At 72.1% G+C, this 16,192-nt stretch carries 14 protein-coding genes; 9 read left to right on the top strand and 5 right to left on the bottom strand.

All coding sequences use genetic code 11. The annotated features are described in order from the left end of the window. Together sufB and EV372_RS00970 are read right to left on the bottom strand one after the other, a co-directional pair. Positions 1-1,413 carry a Fe-S cluster assembly protein SufB gene (gene sufB / locus EV372_RS00965; protein WP_130394364.1) on the bottom strand — a complete coding sequence of 471 codons (1,413 nt, stop codon included), beginning with the start codon at positions 1,411-1,413 and terminating at the stop codon, positions 1-3. 19 nt (positions 1,414-1,432) lie between these two features. Continuing rightward, positions 1,433-2,209: a helix-turn-helix transcriptional regulator gene (locus tag EV372_RS00970; RefSeq protein ID WP_130394366.1), complete on the bottom strand. Its 777-nt coding sequence runs from the start codon at positions 2,207-2,209 to the stop codon at positions 1,433-1,435. Between the two features lie 307 nt (positions 2,210-2,516). Here EV372_RS00970 and EV372_RS00975 point away from each other — a divergent pair, with 307 nt between their 5' ends. Both EV372_RS00975 and EV372_RS00980 read left to right on the top strand, forming a co-directional pair. Further along, positions 2,517-3,458 carry an ABC transporter ATP-binding protein gene (locus EV372_RS00975; protein ID WP_130394368.1) on the top strand — a complete coding sequence of 314 codons (942 nt, stop codon included), beginning with the start codon at positions 2,517-2,519 and terminating at the stop codon, positions 3,456-3,458. Then, positions 3,458-4,297 carry an ABC transporter permease gene (locus tag EV372_RS00980; protein WP_130394370.1) on the top strand — a complete coding sequence of 280 codons (840 nt, stop codon included), beginning with the start codon at positions 3,458-3,460 and terminating at the stop codon, positions 4,295-4,297. Before EV372_RS00975 ends, EV372_RS00980 begins: the two co-directional genes overlap by 1 nt. 12 nt (positions 4,298-4,309) lie before the next feature. Here the strand turns inward: EV372_RS00980 and EV372_RS00985 are convergent, their stop codons facing one another. Then, a complete protein-coding gene (locus EV372_RS00985; RefSeq protein ID WP_130394371.1) occupies positions 4,310-5,002 on the bottom strand; it encodes an RICIN domain-containing protein in 693 nt (230 codons plus the stop codon). 124 nt (positions 5,003-5,126) lie between these two features. Here EV372_RS00985 and EV372_RS00990 point away from each other — a divergent pair, with 124 nt between their 5' ends. The 4 genes from EV372_RS00990 to EV372_RS01005 all read left to right on the top strand — a co-directional run bounded on the left by EV372_RS00990 (position 5,127) and on the right by EV372_RS01005 (position 8,183). Further along, positions 5,127-5,543, top strand: a complete 417-nt coding sequence (locus EV372_RS00990) for a hypothetical protein (protein WP_130394373.1) — start codon at positions 5,127-5,129, stop codon at positions 5,541-5,543. A 6-nt stretch (positions 5,544-5,549) separates the two neighbouring features. After that, on the top strand, positions 5,550-6,497 hold the full coding sequence (locus EV372_RS00995; RefSeq protein ID WP_130394375.1) for an EamA family transporter: 948 nt from the start codon (positions 5,550-5,552) through the stop codon (positions 6,495-6,497). A gap of 168 nt (positions 6,498-6,665) precedes the next feature. Next, entirely contained in the window at positions 6,666-6,860 is a 195-nt protein-coding gene (locus EV372_RS01000; RefSeq protein ID WP_013153987.1) for a hypothetical protein, read from the top strand. A gap of 210 nt (positions 6,861-7,070) precedes the next feature. Further along, on the top strand, positions 7,071-8,183 hold the full coding sequence (locus tag EV372_RS01005) for a COX15/CtaA family protein (protein WP_130394377.1): 1,113 nt from the start codon (positions 7,071-7,073) through the stop codon (positions 8,181-8,183). Here the strand turns inward: EV372_RS01005 and EV372_RS01010 are convergent. Both EV372_RS01010 and EV372_RS01015 read right to left on the bottom strand, forming a co-directional pair. Then, positions 8,119-9,405 carry a PrsW family intramembrane metalloprotease gene (locus EV372_RS01010; RefSeq protein WP_130394379.1) on the bottom strand — a complete coding sequence of 429 codons (1,287 nt, stop codon included), beginning with the start codon at positions 9,403-9,405 and terminating at the stop codon, positions 8,119-8,121. The genes EV372_RS01005 and EV372_RS01010 overlap by 65 nt on opposite strands. A gap of 146 nt (positions 9,406-9,551) precedes the next feature. Then, the gene (locus EV372_RS01015; protein ID WP_013153990.1) at positions 9,552-10,517 is read right to left on the bottom strand and encodes a heme o synthase; all 966 of its coding nucleotides are present in this window, start codon (positions 10,515-10,517) and stop codon (positions 9,552-9,554) included. A 678-nt stretch (positions 10,518-11,195) separates the two neighbouring features. Here EV372_RS01015 and tkt point away from each other — a divergent pair. The 3 genes from tkt (at position 11,196) to zwf (ending at position 16,188) form a co-directional block, all read left to right on the top strand. Next, positions 11,196-13,289 (top strand): transketolase, encoded by a 2,094-nt coding sequence (gene tkt, locus EV372_RS01020; protein ID WP_130394381.1) that lies wholly within the window; start codon positions 11,196-11,198, stop codon positions 13,287-13,289. Positions 13,290-13,389: 100 nt separating this feature from the next. Further along, the gene (tal, locus tag EV372_RS01025; RefSeq protein ID WP_130394382.1) at positions 13,390-14,496 is read left to right on the top strand and encodes a transaldolase; all 1,107 of its coding nucleotides are present in this window, start codon (positions 13,390-13,392) and stop codon (positions 14,494-14,496) included. A gap of 138 nt (positions 14,497-14,634) precedes the next feature. Next, positions 14,635-16,188, top strand: a complete 1,554-nt coding sequence (zwf, locus tag EV372_RS01030) for a glucose-6-phosphate dehydrogenase (protein WP_130394384.1) — start codon at positions 14,635-14,637, stop codon at positions 16,186-16,188. Positions 16,189-16,192: the final 4 nt, after the last annotated feature.

Genomic DNA, 16,192 nt, shown 5'->3' on the forward strand with positions numbered 1-16,192 from the left:
TTAACCAACCGCTCCTTCCATCTGAAGCTCGATCAGCCGGTTCAGTTCCAGCGCGTACTCCATGGGCAGCTCGCGCGCGATGGGCTCGACGAACCCGCGCACGATCATGGCCATGGCCTCGTCCTCGTCCATGCCCCGGCTCATCAGGTAGAAGAGCTGGTCCTCACTGACCTTGGAGACGGTCGCCTCGTGCGCGAGCTCGGCGTCGTCCTCGCGCAGGTCGTTGTAGGGGTAGGTGTCCGAACGGCTGATGGTGTCGATCAGCAGCGCGTCGCACTTGACCGAGGACTTGGCGTGGTCGGCGCCCTCCTGCACCTGCACCAGTCCCCGGTAGGAGGCGCGGCCCCCGCCGCGTGCCACCGACTTGGAGATGATGGTGGAGGAGGTGTTGGGCGCGCAGTGCACCATCTTGGACCCGGTGTCCTGGTGCTGGCCCTCGCCCGCGAAGGCGATGGACAGGGTCTCGCCCTTGGCGTGCTCGCCCATCAGGTAGACGGCCGGGTACTTCATGGTGACCTGGGAGCCGATGTTGCCGTCGATCCACTCCATGGTCGCGCCCTCTTCGGCCACGGCGCGCTTGGTGACCAGGTTGAAGACGTTGTTGGACCAGTTCTGGATGGTCGTGTAACGGCAGCGGGCGTTCTTCTTGACGATGATCTCGACGACCGCGGAGTGCAGCGAGTCCGACTTGTAGATCGGCGCGGTGCAGCCCTCGACGTAGTGGACGTAGGCGCCCTCGTCGACGATGATCAGGGTCCGCTCGAACTGGCCCATGTTCTCGGTGTTGATCCGGAAGTAGGCCTGGAGCGGGATCTCCACGTGCACGTTCTTGGGCACGTAGATGAACGACCCGCCGCTCCACACGGCGGTGTTGAGCGCGGCGAACTTGTTGTCGCCGGCCGGGATCACGGAGCCGAAGTACTCCTCGAAGATCTCCGGGTGCTCCTTGAGGGCGGTGTCGGTGTCCAGGAAGATGACACCCTGCTCCTCCAGGTCCTCGCGGATCTGGTGGTAGACGACCTCGGACTCGTACTGCGCGGCGACACCGGCGACCAGGCGCTGCTTCTCCGCCTCGGGGATGCCCAGCCTGTCGTAGGTGTTCTTGATGTCCTCGGGCAGGTCCTCCCAGGAGGTGGCCTGCTTCTCCGTGGACCGCACGAAGTACTTGATGTTGTCGAAGTCGATCTTGGACAGGTCCGCGCCCCAGTTGGGCATGGGCTTCTTGTCGAAGAGCCGCAGGGACTTGAGGCGGAGCTTGGTCATCCACTCCGGCTCGTCCTTCTTGGCGGAGATGTCGCGGACGACCTCTTCGTTGAGACCGCGGCGGGCCGAGGACCCGGCCGCGTCGGAGTCGGCCCAGCCGTACTCGTATGTTCCGATCCCCTCGAGCTCGGGATGCGCGATAGACGTCATGCGCGGACTCCTCCTGGACTCAGACGTCCTTGTGGTGAACTGAGCCGTCCGCCGCCTGGCGGATGGCCTTGGAAGCGGGGGTGCCGTCCGCCCCGCTCTCCGCGTCGCCCCGGGGGGTGACGTGGGTGGTGCACACACCGTCGCCGTGGGCGATGGTGGCCAGCCTGCGCACCGGGGTGCCCAGCAGCCGCGCGAAGGCCTCGATCTCGGCCTCACAGAGTTGCGGGAACTCGGCGGCCACGTGCGCGACGGGGCAGTGGTGCTGGCACAACTGGTCGCCGCCGCCGGGTGCGGGCGCCTGGCCCGCGGTGGCGGCGTAGCCGTCGTTGGAGAGGGCCTCGGCCAGCAGCCGGACGCGTTGCTTCGCGGGAACCGCGTCCAGCAGGGGCTTGTAGCGCCGCTCCAGGTCGGCGACCTGACTGCGTGCGAACTCGCCCACGGCTCCGGGACCGGCCGTGTCGGCCAGGAAGCGGAGCGCGCTGGTGGCGAGGTCGTCGTAGGCGTGGACGAAGGCGTCGCGTCCGGCCTCGGTGATGGCGAAGACGCGCGCCGGGCGGCCCCGGCGGCGTCGTCCGCCGTGGGGCCGGGCGTCGCGGGCCTCGACCATGCCCTCGCTGGTCAGGTTGTCGAGGTGGCGGCGGATGGCCGCCGGGGTGAGCCCGAGCCGCTCTCCCAGGGCGGAGGCGGTGATCGGGCCCTTCTCCAGGATGAGCCGCGCGACCCGTGCGCGGGTGCCGGTCTCGGCCCCGCGCTCCGTTCCGGCCAGGGGACGGGTCACACTGGACGCCTCGGACACAGTCTCCCCCTCCCTCTCTGACGCGGCCCTCTGGTTTTGACAACATCAGTGTGGCGTAAATAAGTCCGCCGAGGCAAACCCGACCTCATGGACTTGGTCACCAAGGACAGGCTTGCCTTACAGGGGATTCACGCACCGGCAACCTCCCGGACACGAACAAGGACGGGCCCGCGTTCCTTCCCGACGACCATATTCCGAGACAGCCGTATCGGGATGCGGACAGGGGTGTTCGGCGCGCCGCCGGGTCCCGGGCGCCCCGGCCGGGGCGGTGAAGCCCTCCGCCGGGCCGCACGTAGACTCAGGGCCCATGGACACAGCCGCGGTCGAGGTCGTCGACCTGGTCAAGCGCTACGGCGCCACCACCGCAGTCACCGGCCTCACCTTCAGCGCGCGCCGGGGCGCGGTGACGGCTCTGCTCGGTCCCAACGGAGCGGGCAAGACGAGCACCATCGAGATCTGCGAGGGCTTCCGCCGCGCCGACGGCGGGCGGGTGCGGGTGCTGGGCCTGGACCCCGTGGCCGACTCCGGTGCCCTCAAACCCCGCGTCGGGGTGATGCCCCAGTCCGGGGGCGTGCCCACCGGCGCCCGCGCCGCCGAGTGGCTGCGGCTGATGGCCTCCTTCCACGCCCGGCCGATCGAGCCCCGCCTGCTGCTGGAGCGGCTGGGCCTGACCTCGGTGGCCGCCACGCCCTTCCGCCGCCTGTCCGGCGGCCAGCAGCAGCGCCTGTCCCTGGCCTGCGCCGTGGTCGGCCGCCCCGAACTGGTCTTCCTGGACGAGCCGACCGCGGGCCTGGACCCGCAGGCGCGCATGGCCACCTGGGACCTGGTGGCTGCCCTGCGCGAGGCGGGCGTGGCGGTGATCCTGACCACGCACTACATGGAGGAGGCCGAGCGGCTGGCCGACCACGTGGTCATCATCGACCGCGGCGCCGTGGTCGCCGAGGGCACCCCGGCCGAGCTGACCGGGGAGCGCAGGGAGGTCTGCTTCTCCGCCGAGGCCCCGGTGGACACCGCCCTGCTGGAGGCCGCCCTGCCCGAGGGCAGCCGGGTGGAGGCCCAGGGCCCGGCCGACGGCCGCCGCGAGTACGCGGTCTTCCCCGGCGGCGCGGGCGCGCCGGGACCGGAGTTCCTGGCCACGGTCACCGCCTGGTGCGCCTCGGCCGGAGTCCTGGCCGAGGACCTGCGCGTGCGACGGCGTACCCTCGAAGACGTCTTCCTCGAACTCACCGGCAGGGAACTGCGCGACTGATGCACGAGCACACCTCCACCGCCTCCGCACGGGCGACCGCCGACGCGCCCGCTCCCCGAGGCGACGACGCCTCGCTGTTCACCCCCGCGCCCGGGGCCGCGCCGATGTGGCGGATGGTCGCCGCGCAGGCCGGGATGGAGCTGCGGGTCATGCTGCGCCACGGCGAGCAGTTCCTGCTCACCATGGTGATCCCCGTGCTGCTGCTGGTGGGCTTCAGCCTCACCTCGGTGCTGGACGTGGGCGAGGGGGCTCGGGTGGACGCGCTCACGCCCGGCGTGCTGGCGCTGGCGGTGATGTCCACGTCGTTCACGGGCCTGGCCATCGGCACCGGCTTCGAACGCCGCTACGGGGTGCTCAAGCGGCTGGGGGCGACCCCGCTGTCGCGCTTCGGCCTGCTGGCCGCCAAGACCCTGGCCGTGCTGGGCGTGCAGGCGATCCAGACGGTGGTGCTGTGCGCGGTGGCGCTGGCGCTGGGCTGGTCGCCCGCGGTGAGCCCGGCGGGCGTGCTGGCGGCCGTGGCGCTGGTGCTGCTGGCCACCGCCGCGTTCAGCTCACTGGCCCTGCTGATGGCGGGCACGCTGCGGGCCGAGGCGACCCTGGCCGGGGCCAACCTGGTGTACGTGCTGCTGCTGGGCCTGGGCGGGGTGCTCTTCCCGGTCAGCAGCTTCCCCGGACCGCTGGAGCAGGCGGCGTCGGCCCTGCCGATCACCGCGCTCAGCTCGGGACTGCGCACGGTCCTGGCCGACGGCTCCCTGCCGGGCCCGGGCGCGTTCGCGGTGCTGGCCGTGTGGGCGCTGGTCTGCGGCGTCCTGGCCAGCCGCCTCTTCCGCTGGGAGTGACCCCGGGCGGGGTCAGCCCAGGGGCAGCAGGCGCCACTGCTGGTGGGCGTGGCCGCCGTCGGGCGCCTGGGCGACCCTGGTGCCGTTGTCGGGGGCGCCGCCCTGCGCCTCCAGTGCCTGGCCGGTAGCCCGGTTGACCAGGCGGACCACACCCGGCCCCACCTCGATGAGCGACCAGTGCTGGTTGGGCGAGCCGGTGCGGGTGAGCAGTGCCGCGCCGGGCTGCGCGGCCGGGTCGGCGGGGATCTCCAGGAGCTTGCCGCTGCCCACGCCCTCGATCTCGTAGAAGCCCCCGTCCACGGGGATGAAGCGCCACTGCTGGTTGGTCTGGTCGTGTCGGTCCCACAGGTGGACGGGCGCGCCGTTGGCGGTGGACGTGCCCGCGACGTCCATGACGCGGCCGCCGTGGACGCTCTGGACCGCGTAGACGAGCGCGGGGTCCAGGCCCGCGGGGTGGACGACCTCCTCCTCCGACGGCTCCTCGGTGGGCTCCTCGACCTCGGGGGCTCCGGGCGGCTGGACCAGGATGCCCGAGGCCGTGGTCATCTCCGGCTCCTCGGGCCGATCGCCTCCGGACACGAGCAGGCCCCCGGTGTAGCCGCCGACGAGGGCCACCAACAGCAGGGCCAGGGCTCCGGCCAGGAGCGGCCAGCGGGGGACGTACCCTTCGTGGGCGCGGGGGGAACGGGCACGGCGTCGGGACATCGAGGACACTCCAGCGGGGTGCGGGCGGGGGCCGCGTCGATCCACGGCCCGGACCATTTCACACCACTTTGCCGGTTTGGTGCACGTTCGCCCGTCGGCGATGGGGACTCGATAGGGTCCGGGCATGGAAGCGATCGGAGTCCCCTGGTTCATCGCGGTCCGCTACCTCGGCCCGCCGTTGTTCCTGCTCGCCGCGGGCGGCGCCCTGATGCTGTGGCGGCGGCCCGCCCGGCCCGGACTGGTGTGGGGCGCGCTGCTGGTGAACCTGCTCGCGGCGGCGCTGCCGTTCCTGTGGATCGGGGTGCAGCTCCTGACCGGCCGGGCGGACCAGACGGTGCACGGGCTGGTCATGACGCTGGCGCAGCCCGCGGTGGCCACGGCGGCCTGGGGACTGCTGCTGGCCGCGGTCGTGGCCCGGCCCCCGGGAGCGGACCGGGCCGGGCCCGCCCGGCCCGCGAGGGGCCCGGACCGGGCGGACCGGAGCCGGGCGCGGACCGGGGACGGCGGGGAGCCGGAGAGGACCCCCGAAAACGTAGGATGACTTGCCATGAGCACTCCGACCCGGCCCCAGGCAGCGTTCTCCCTGTTCCGAGCGGTGGAGGCGGTGCCCCCGGTCTGGCTGGTGATGGTCGGCATCGTCTCGGTGCAGACGGGCGCCGGGGTGGCCAAGAACCTCTTCGACGTGCTGCCCCCGGCCGCGGTCGTGTGGCTGCGGCTGCTGACCTCGGCAGTGCTCCTGGTCCTGGTGGCGCGGCCGGTGCTCAGGGCGCGCTCGCGAGGCGACTGGCTGGTGGTGGTCGGCTACGGCGTCGCGCTGGCGATGATGAACTTCCTCATCTACCAGGCCTTCGCGCGCATCCCGCTGGGGATCGCGGTCACCATCGAGTACCTGGGGCCGCTGGCCATCGCGATCCTGGGGTCGCGGCGCCGGATCGACCTGGTGTGGGCGGGCCTGGCCGGGCTGGGCGTGGTCGCGCTGGGACTGGAGTCGGGCTCGATGGACCCGCTGGGCATCCTGTTCGCCGTGCTGGCGGCGGTGGCCTGGGCGGGCTACATCCTGCTCAGCGCGTCGACGGGCCAGCGGTTCAGCGGGACCTCCGGCCTGGCGATCGCCAGCGTGGTCGGCGTGGTCGTCATGGCGCCGATCGGGGTGTACGAGGGGGGCGCGGCCCTGCTGGACTGGCGCCTGCTGCTGTTCGGCCTGGTGGTCGGCGTGCTGTCCTCGGTGGTGCCCTACACGCTGGAGCTGACCGCGCTGCGCCGGATGCCGCCGCGCGTGTTCGGGGTGCTGATGAGCCTCCAGCCCGCCGCCGCGGCGCTGGTGGGCCTGGTGGTGCTGGGTGAGCTCCTGACCGTGTGGCAGTGGTTCGCGGTGGCCTGCGTGATCGTGGCCAGCGCCGGTTCCACCCGCACCTCGGCCCGCGACCGCGGGGACGGCCCCGAGTCCGACGGCGCGTCCGCCCGGCCGACCCGGGAGGGCCCCGAGGAGCGGTAGGCGGGCGGGCCCGCGGCCGCCGTGTCCGTGACGCGCCCGTCGGGACGGCCCGTCCGGGAAGACTCGCACAGGAGTTTCGCTACTCCGTGTTTCCGAATGGACACAAATGGTTATCTGTCCTGGTGGGTCGGCCAAACGGCACGATCACTCGCACTCGAAGGGAAAGCCATGCGCACCACCGCCAAGATGATGATGACCGCCCTGTTCACCGCCGGCCTGCTCGGCATGGGGTTCGGGACCGCCTCCGCGGGCGAGAACGACACCGACGTCTACCAGGCGTGCGTGCAGGAGCAGGGCTTTCTCGGTCTGATCAACCTGGACCTGGACCTGCTCAACCAGTGCATCTCCAACCACGTCGGCTAGGACCGCGCCGACCGGTCATCGGAGGCGGGCCCTCCCGAACCGACGAGCCCCGGGACCGGGCCGATCGGGAGAACGGATCCCGCCGCCACGGAGGGGGCGCCCACGCGTGGGCGCCCCCTTCCCCTGTGCCGAACGGCGGCGTCGGACCAGGTGGGAGACTGCGCGGGGGGTGGACACCGGTTCCCGCGACGATGTACTACAGTCTGTCGTATGTCTGATTCCCCGGCCTCCGCGGTGCTGGCCGCGAACTCGGTCCCCCCGCTCGCGGCGGAGGACATCTCCCTTCTCGGACTCCCCCTGTGGGGCTGGCAGATCGCCGTCGCGACCGCGGGAGTACTCGCTCTGGTGCTGCTCGCGCGCACGATCTGGACACCCACGCAGCGGTCCCTGCGGGCCTGGGCGCTCGGCAACATCGTCGTCAACGCCGGAATCGCCGTCACCGGCGCCACCGTGCGCGTCACCTCCTCGGGCCTGGGCTGCTCGGAGTGGCCCAAGTGCACACCGGAGAGCTTCGTGCCCATCGACACCGGGCACGCCGCGCTCAACGCGGCCATCGAGTTCGGCAACCGGACGCTCACCTTCGTCGTGCTGGCGGTCGCCGTCATCACCTTCGTCGCGGTCATGCGGATGAGCCCGCGCCGCCCCGACCTGGTCCGGCTGGCCGTCATCGTGCCGTTCGGCGTCCTGGGCCAGGGCGTGGTCGGCGGCATCACCGTGTGGACCGACCTGCACCCCGCCTCGGTGGCCGCGCACTTCCTGCTGTCCATGGTGATGGTCTTCATCACGGTCGCCCTGTACGTGCGCTGCCAGGAGCCCGAGGGCAAGCCCCAGGTGTCCGCGGGGCCCATGCTGCACGCCCTGAGCATCGGACTGGTCGTGGTCGGCTTCGTCCTGCTGGTCGCCGGGACCGTCGTCACCGGCACCGGCCCGCACGGCGGCGACGCCGCGGCCCCCCGCTGGGGGTTCGACCTGGCGGCGGTCACCCGCCTGCACTCCGCGCTGGCCTGGCTCACCACGGCCGGGGCCGTGCTGGCCGCGGTCATCGCCTTCCGCGGCGGCGCCCGGCGGCCGGTCCGCATGAGCAGCGTGTTCCTGCTGGTCACCGTCGTCCTCCAGGGCGTCGTGGGCTACACCCAGTACGCCCTGGAGCTACCCGAGGCCCTGGTGGTCCTGCACGTCCTGGGCTCGGCCCTGACCTGGGTCGCGATCTCCCGTCTGTACTTCTCCACCACGCGCCTGGTGCCGCCGGGTCAGGAGCTCAGCGAGGATCCTGCTGACCGTGACGGGGAACGTAGTCCTGTTGCGCCCGCGCCTGGGCGATGACGTGGGCGAAATCGGCCCGGCGCAGGAAGCCGGAGTCGGTGGGGTTCTCCGCCCAGCCCGGGGCGACCGGCTGGGGCATCCGCCCCAGGAAGGCGTCCCGGGCCACGTGCATCAGCGCCAGGAACGAGTCCCGGTGGACCTTCCAGTCGGGCGCGGGCAGTCCGGCGTCCAGCCTGCGGTGCAGCAGCGCGAGCTCGGTGGCGGCGAGCTGGTACTCGCGCATCGCCTCGCGGCCCCTGCGGCCGGCGTTGCGCGCCGCCCACTCCCTGGCCCTGCGGCGCCCCTGCAGTGAGCTGAGCATGGTGATGTCGGCCGGGGTGACCAAGCCGGTGGAGACGTAGGGCGGCAGGTACCGGGCGATCGCGCCGATCTGCCGGTGGCGGTCGCGGGCGGCCAGCGCCAGGATCGCCATGAGCACGCCGAAGAGCACCATGTAGGCGACGGCCAGGCCGGACCAGCCGAAGTGGGTGGACCCGTTCCACATGCCGTGCAGCAGCACCGCCGCGGCCCACCCGGCGACGGGGGCCAGCAGGCGCAGGGCTCCGGAGCGCATGGCGGCGTAGGCCACGCCGATGCCGATCATCGCGGTGTAGACCGGGTGCCCGAACGGGGCGATCAGCCCCCGGATGGCGAAGGTGGCCACCAGGGTCCCGTCGAAGAACGCGCTGAGGAAGTACAGGATGTTCTCGGTGAAGGCGAAGCCGGTGGCGACCATCCCCGCGTAGATCACCCCGTCGGTGAAGGTGTCCAGCTCGTGGCGGCGCCGCCAGAGCAGGATGAGCAGCACCACGCCCTTGGCGCTCTCCTCCACCAGCGGCGCGACCGCCGCCGTGCCCAGGAAGTCGCCCAGGTCGCGGCCGAACAGCGGAACCGTGACGTGGGCCAGGCCCCAGCTGTTGAGCAGCAGGGAGACCACCACGGCCACGCCCGCGCCCCAGGCGAAGGCGAAGAACAGCACCCATCCGGGCTCGGGCTCGATCCGGTCGAGCATGAGGATGAGCGGCACGAGGATGCACACGGGGATGACCGCGGCGACGAGGCTGACGGCGAAGCCGAGCCCTCCGTCGATCCCGGCGGCCGCTCCCCCGGCCAGGGCGAGCAGCCACAGGTAGACCAGCATCCCGATCATGCAGACCACGCTGACGGTGGTGCCCAGGATGAGGGTCATCGAGTGGCGCGAGCGTCGGCCCTGGAGGATGGCCTTGCTGTCGAGACGGGGCATGGGCACCGATCGTAGCGGGAACCGGGCCGACCACGGCTTTCGCCCCCGGCCGACCGCCCGGAGGACCGCGCGGGCCCCGACCGGTGGCGGCCCGGGCGCCCGTGGGCGGCCCCCGGCGGGACACCGCCCGCGGGCGCGGGGCGGCCTCAGCCCAGGAGGCCCGCGATCAGGGGGTCGACGGTGACCGCCACGAACAGCAGCGCCAGGTAGGCGTTGGACAGGTGGAAGAAGCCCATCGTCTTGAGCTGCGCGCCGGTCACGCCCGCGCGGGAGCGGTTGAGCAGGCGGTGCGCCTGGACGACCAGCAGCGCGCCCAGGGCGACGGCGACCGCGCCGTAGAACCAGGTGGTGCCCGCCACCGGCCAGAACAGCACCGACACGATCGCGGTGGCCCAGCTGTAGAGCACGCACTCCAGCAGCACCCGGCGGTCGGTGGCGACCACGGGCAGCATCGGGACCTTGGCCTGCGCGTAGTCCTCCTTGTAGCGCATGGCCAGCGTCCAGGTGTGCGGCGGCGTCCAGAAGAACACCACCAGGAACAGGACGAACGGGGCCCAGTCCAGGCTGTTGGTCACCGCGGCCCAGCCGATGAGCACCGGCATGCACCCGGCGATGCCGCCCCACACCACGTTCTGCGCGGTGCGCCGCTTGAGCAGCAGCGTGTACACGAAGATGTAGAACAGGATCGCGAAGACCGACAGCACGGCCGAGAGCACGTTCACCAGGAGGGCGAACCCGACGGTGGAGCCGACGGCCAGCACCAGGCCGTAGACGAGGGCTCCGCGCGGGGTGACCAGGTCCATCGCACCGGGGCGCTGGCGGGTGCGACGCATCTCACGGTCGATGTCGCGGTCGATGTAGCAGTTCATCGCGTTCGCGCTGGCCGCCGACATGGTGCCGAACACCAGGGTGGCGACCGCGGTCCACAGCGGCGGCACGCCCCCGGCCGCGACGAACATCACCGGGATGGTGGTGATGAGCAGCAGCTCGATGACGCGCGGCTTGGAAAGGGCGACGTAGGCGCGGACATGGGCGCCCAGCGAGGCCCTGCGGGGGGCCTGGGGCTGGTCGCCGTGCGGGTTCGTCCGCGGGGCGCGGTTGGTGAGGGCCATCAGTACCCGGTCCTCACGGCCGGACGGTTCTCTCGCGTCCCCCCGGGGGCCACCGGCTCGGTTTCAGACACGCGGATACCTCGACAACTCTAGGGGTTTCGACACTGCTCGCCACGCGGGGGCCGGCGGACCGACAAAGCGTCTGGATCGGCGGAAACCCCGTCAACGACATACTGTAGTACTTCCTCGCGCGCGCCTGAGACCAGCCCCCTCACAAGGAAAACCGCTGGTCCTCGGGCCTGGGTGCGTACGGTGGTCCGCCGGGTGTACTGAAGGGTCGCACACGCCCCGACGCGCTTCCAGCCCGCCACGCACCGCCCGCGGCCCCCGCCGCGCGGCGCGGCCGCCGGTGGCCGCGCCGCCGAGGGCCGCCCGGGAGGCGCTCCCCACACCCCTACCGGCCGGTAATGAGAGGTGTCGGGCAACGACATCCCGGGTAGCGGACGATAGGCTCGATCGTGGCCGAATCCGTCGTGGTCTCCAGCCCGCGGCGGCCGTCGCCCGGGGACGCCGCGTCCGCGCCCTGAACAGCCGCGGGTGCGCGTTCCCGCAGTGCTCGGCCCCGCCCGCACGGCGGGCCGCCCGGGTTCCGGCGGCGGTTCGAGAACGAACGCAACCGACACACCCCGCGCTCCGGCCGACGGGCGCGGGGGTGCCCGAGAAGGAGAGCGAAAGTCCGTGAACGCCCACACCCCGCAAACCCTGGAGTGGTCGGACCTCGACCTCCGCGCCGTCAACACGGTCCGGGCCCTGGCGATGGACGCGGTCGAGAAGTCGGGTAACGGACACCCCGGCACCGCGATGAGCCTGGCGCCAGCCGCCTACCTGCTCTTCCAGAAGATCATGCGCCACGACCCCTCGGACCCCGAGTGGACGGGCCGGGACCGCTTCGTGCTGTCGATCGGCCACTCCAGCCTCACCCTGTACATCCAGCTCTACCTCGCCGGGTACGGGCTCGAACTGGACGACCTCAAGAACCTGCGCCAGTGGGGCAGCCGCACGCCCGGCCACCCCGAGTTCAGCCACACGCCGGGGGTGGAGACCACCACCGGCCCGCTGGGCCAGGGCGTGGGCAACGCGGTCGGCATGGCCATGGCCGCCCGCCGCGAGCGCGGCCTGTTCAACCCCGAGGCCGGCCCGGGCGCCAGCCCCTTCGACCACCACATCTACGCGTTCTGCTCCGACGGCGACGTCCAGGAGGGCGTGAGCCACGAGGCCAGCGCCCTGGCCGGGACCCAGCAGCTGGGCAACCTCATCATGATCTGGGACGACAACCGGATCTCCATCGAGGACGACACCCGCATCGCGCACTCCGAGGACGTGGCCGAGCGCTACCGCGCCTACGGCTGGCACGTGGAGGAGGTCGACTGGAGCGCCACCGGCGAGTACGTCGAGGACGTCGAGGCCCTGTTCCAGGCGATCGTGCGCGGCAAGGCCGAGACCCAGCGCCCGACCTTCATCCGCCTGCGCACCGTCATCGGCTGGCCCGCGCCCAACAAACAGAACACCGGCGCCATCCACGGCGCGGCCATCGGCGCCGACGAGATCTCCGCCACCAAGGCGATCCTCGGCCTGCCCGACGAGCCCTTCGCCGTCGAGGACGCGGTGATCGAGCACACCCGCCGCGCCGTGGACCGGGGCCGCGAGGCCCGCGCCGCCTGGGAGGTGGAGTTCAGGGCCTGGCACGAGAGCGCCGGGGAGCACGCCGAACTGTTCGACCGCCTGGTCGAGAAGCGGCTGCCCGAGGGCTGGGAGAAGGCCCTGCCGACCTTCGAGGCCAGCGAGAAGGGCATGGCCACCCGCAAGGCCAGCGGCGAGGTGCTCTCGGCCCTGGCGCCGCTGCTGCCCGAGCTGTGGGGCGGCTCGGCCGACCTGGCCGGGTCCAACAACACCACGCCCAAGGGCGAGCCGTCCTTCCTGCCCTTCGACCGCGCCAGCGAGATGTTCCCGGGCAGCCCCTACGGGCGCGTGCTGCACTTCGGCGTGCGCGAGCACGGCATGGGCTCCATCCTCAACGGCATGGCCCTGCACGGCCCGACCCGGCCCTACGGCGGCACCTTCCTCGTCTTCAGCGACTACATGCGCCCCGCGGTCCGGCTGGCCGCGATCATGCAGCTGCCGGTCACCTACGTGTGGACGCACGACTCCATCGGCCTGGGCGAGGACGGCCCCACCCACCAGCCGGTCGAGCACCTGTGGGCGCTGCGCGCCATCTACGGCCTGGACGTGATCCGCCCCGCCGACGCCAACGAGACCGCCGTGGTGTGGCGCGAGGTCATCGAGCGGGGCGACCGCCCGTCCGCGCTGGCGCTGACCCGCCAGAACCTGCCCGTCCTGGACCGTGAGGAGTACGCCTCGGCCGAGGGCGCGGTCAAGGGCGGCTACGTGCTGGCCGAGGCCGACGGGGGCTCCCCCGAGGTCATCATCATGGCCACCGGCAGCGAGGTGCAGATCGCCCTGGACGCCCGCAAGGCGCTCCAGGAGGCGGGCACGCCCACCCGCGTGGTGTCCATGACGTGCGTGGAGTGGTTCGAGCGCCAGAGCGAGGAGTACCGCGAGCAGGTGCTGCCCTCCTCCGTGCGCGCCCGCGTGTCGGTGGAGGCCGGGATCGCCCTGGGCTGGCGCGGGTACGTCGGCGACGCCGGCGAGTCGGTGAGCCTGGAGCACTACGGCGCCTCCGCCCCGTACCAGGTCCTGTACGAGAAGTTCGGCTTCACGACCGAGGCGGTCGTCGAGGCGGCCCGCAAGAGCATCGCCAGGGCAGGCAGCTGACCCCGGCGGGCCCCGCCGGAGGATCCCGGCGGGGCCCGTCCTCCTTTGACGTGTGTGACCGGGGGCGGCGCTCCGCCCCCCCAGGAAGGCGGAAGAACCCATGAGCAACGCACTCCGCGACCTCTCCCAGGCGGGCGTGTCCGTCTGGATCGACGACATCAGCCGTGAGCGGCTGCGCTCCGGCAACCTGACCGAGCTGATGTCGACCCGCCACGTGGTCGGCGTCACCTCCAACCCCACCATCTTCGACAAGGCGCTCGCCGAGGGCGACGCCTACGACCAGCAGGTCCACGAGCTGGCCGTGCGGGGCGTGACGGTGGAGGAGGCGGTGCGCATGATCACCACCTACGACATCCGCTGGGCCGCGGACACCCTGCGCCCGGTCTACGACTCCACCGACCGCGTGGACGGACGCGTCTCCCTGGAGGTGGACCCGCGCCTGGCCAACGAGACCGAGCGCACGGTCGCCGAGGCCAAGGCGCTGTGGTGGATGGTGGACCGGCCCAACCTGATGGTCAAGATCCCGGCCACGGCCGCGGGCCTGCCCGCGATCACGCGGGTGCTGGGCGAGGGCATCAGCGTCAACGTCACGCTGATCTTCTCCCTGGAGCGCTACCGCCAGGTGATGGACGCCTTCCTGGAGGGGATGGAGCTGGCCCGCGCCAACGGCCACGACCTGTCCCGCATCCAGTCGGTGGCCTCGTTCTTCGTCAGCCGCGTGGACACCGAGGTGGACAAGCGCCTGAAGGAGATCGGCACCGACGAGGCGCTGTCCCTGCTGGGCCGCGCCGCCCTGGCCAACGCCCGCCTGGCCTACGAGGCCCACCAGGAGGTCTTCGCCTCCCCCGAGTGGAAGGCCCTGGAGGAGCACGGCGCCAAGCCGCAGCGGCCGCTGTGGGCCTCCACCGGCGTGAAGGACCCCTCCTACGAGGACACCCTCTACGTCGCGCAGCTGGTGGCGCGCGACACCGTCAACACGATGCCGGAGGCCACGCTGGAGGCCACCGCCGACCACGGCGAGATCACCGGCAACACCGTGCTGGGCACCTACGAGCAGGCCCGCGCCGACTTCGCCGCGCTGGAGAACGCCGGGATCAACCTGACCGACGTGTTCGCCGTGCTGGAGGACGAGGGCGTGGACAAGTTCGTCAAGTCCTGGGAGAGCCTGCTGAGCGCGCTCTCGGCCAAGCTCGACAAGCTGTCCTGAACCGCGCGGCCGTCCCGGTGACGGGACGGCCGTGCCCTTTCCGCCCGTCCCCACGCGCCTGCCCCCCGGCGGGGGCGGCGCCCAGCGTCCCACCGGCCACTCTCGACAGGAAAGACGGGAACTGTGAAAGAACCGGTGATGCCGGGAGCGGTACCCAACCCGCTCCGCAACGCCTTGGACCGCAGACTGCCCCGTATCGCCGGACCCAGCGTGCTGGTGCTCTTCGGCGTCACGGGCGACCTGGCCCGCAAGAAGCTCCTGCCGGCCATCTACGACCTGGCCAACCGGGGGCTGCTGCCGCCGGGCTTCGGCCTGGTGGGGTTCGCCCGCCGGGACTGGGAGGACCAGGACTTCGCCGACGAGGCCTACCAGGCGGTGCGCGAGCACGCGCGCACCCCGTTCCGCGAGGACGTGTGGCGCCAGCTCAGCGAGGGCGTCCGGTTCGTCCAGGGCGAGCTGCACGACGACGACGCGTTCGACCGCCTGGCCGAGTGCGTGCGCACCCTGGACACCGAGCGCGGCACCGGCGGCAACTACGCGTTCTACCTGTCGCTGCCGCCCAAGCTGTTCCCCACCGTGGTCAAGCAGCTCAAGCGGAGCGGCCTGGCCGAACCCGAGGAGGACCAGGTCCCGGAGGGCGGGATCCGGCCGTGGCGGCGGGTGGTGATCGAGAAGCCCTTCGGCCACGACCTGGAGAGCGCCCGCGACCTCAACGCGGTCGTGGACGACGTGTTCCCGCCCTCGTCGGTGTTCCGCATCGACCACTACCTGGGCAAGGAGACGGTCCAGAACATCCTGGCCCTGCGCTTCGCCAACACCCTCTTCGAACCCCTGTGGAACCGCAGCTACGTGGACCACGTGCAGATCACCATGGCCGAGGACATCGGCGTGGGCGGCCGGGCGGGCTACTACGACGGGATCGGCGCGGCCCGCGACGTCATCCAGAACCACCTCCTCCAGCTGCTGGCCCTGGTGGCGATGGAGGAGCCCATCTCCTACAGCGCGGACGCGCTGCGCGCGGAGAAGGAGAAGGTGCTGGCGTCGGTGTCGCTGCCCGAGGACCTGTCCACGGGCACCGCGCGCGGCCAGTACGCGGCGGGTTGGCAGGGCGGCGCGGCGGTGCGCGGCTACCTGGAGGAGGAGGGCATCCCCTCCGACTCGGTGACCGAGACCTACGCGGCGCTGAAGCTGTCGGTGGACACCCGGCGCTGGTCGGGCGTGCCCTTCTACCTGCGCACCGGCAAGCGGCTGGGCCGCAGGGTGACGGAGGTGGCGCTGGTGTTCCAGGCCGCTCCGCAGCAGCTGTTCCCGCGCACCGACGTCAGCGAGGTGGGGCAGAACGCCCTGGTGCTGCGCATCCAGCCGGACGAGGGCGTGACGCTGCGCTTCGGCTCCAAGGTGCCCGGGGCCAGCATGGAGGTCCGCGACGTGAGCATGGACTTCGCCTACGGGCAGTCCTTCACCGAGGCCAGCCCCGAGGCCTACGAGCGGCTCATCCTGGACGTGCTCATCGGCGACCCGCCGCTGTTCCCGCGCCAGGAGGAGGTCGAGCTGTCCTGGCGGATCCTGGACCCGGTCGAGGAGTACTGGTCCAAGGCGGGCCAGCCCGAGCAGTACGGCTCGGGCACGTGGGGCCCGGAGTCGGCCGAGCAGCTGCTCTCCAGGGACGGACGCCAGTGGCGGCGCCCGTGAACAG

The organism is Nocardiopsis sp. CNZ308 (genome assembly GCF_004217075.1).

Coding starts and splice junctions, on each gene's coding strand:
- sufB (WP_130394364.1), bottom strand. CDS start 1,413: ATGACGTCTATCGCGCATCCCGAGCTCGAGGGGATCGGAACATACGAG.
- EV372_RS00975 (WP_130394368.1), top strand. CDS start 2,517: ATGGACACAGCCGCGGTCGAGGTCGTCGACCTGGTCAAGCGCTACGGC.
- EV372_RS00980 (WP_130394370.1), top strand. CDS start 3,458: ATGCACGAGCACACCTCCACCGCCTCCGCACGGGCGACCGCCGACGCG.
- EV372_RS00985 (WP_130394371.1), bottom strand. CDS start 5,002: ATGTCCCGACGCCGTGCCCGTTCCCCCCGCGCCCACGAAGGGTACGTC.
- EV372_RS00990 (WP_130394373.1), top strand. CDS start 5,127: ATGGAAGCGATCGGAGTCCCCTGGTTCATCGCGGTCCGCTACCTCGGC.
- EV372_RS00995 (WP_130394375.1), top strand. CDS start 5,550: ATGAGCACTCCGACCCGGCCCCAGGCAGCGTTCTCCCTGTTCCGAGCG.
- EV372_RS01000 (WP_013153987.1), top strand. CDS start 6,666: ATGCGCACCACCGCCAAGATGATGATGACCGCCCTGTTCACCGCCGGC.
- EV372_RS01005 (WP_130394377.1), top strand. CDS start 7,071: ATGTCTGATTCCCCGGCCTCCGCGGTGCTGGCCGCGAACTCGGTCCCC.
- EV372_RS01010 (WP_130394379.1), bottom strand. CDS start 9,405: ATGCCCCGTCTCGACAGCAAGGCCATCCTCCAGGGCCGACGCTCGCGC.
- EV372_RS01015 (WP_013153990.1), bottom strand. CDS start 10,517: ATGGCCCTCACCAACCGCGCCCCGCGGACGAACCCGCACGGCGACCAG.
- tal (WP_130394382.1), top strand. CDS start 13,390: ATGAGCAACGCACTCCGCGACCTCTCCCAGGCGGGCGTGTCCGTCTGG.
- zwf (WP_130394384.1), top strand. CDS start 14,635: ATGCCGGGAGCGGTACCCAACCCGCTCCGCAACGCCTTGGACCGCAGA.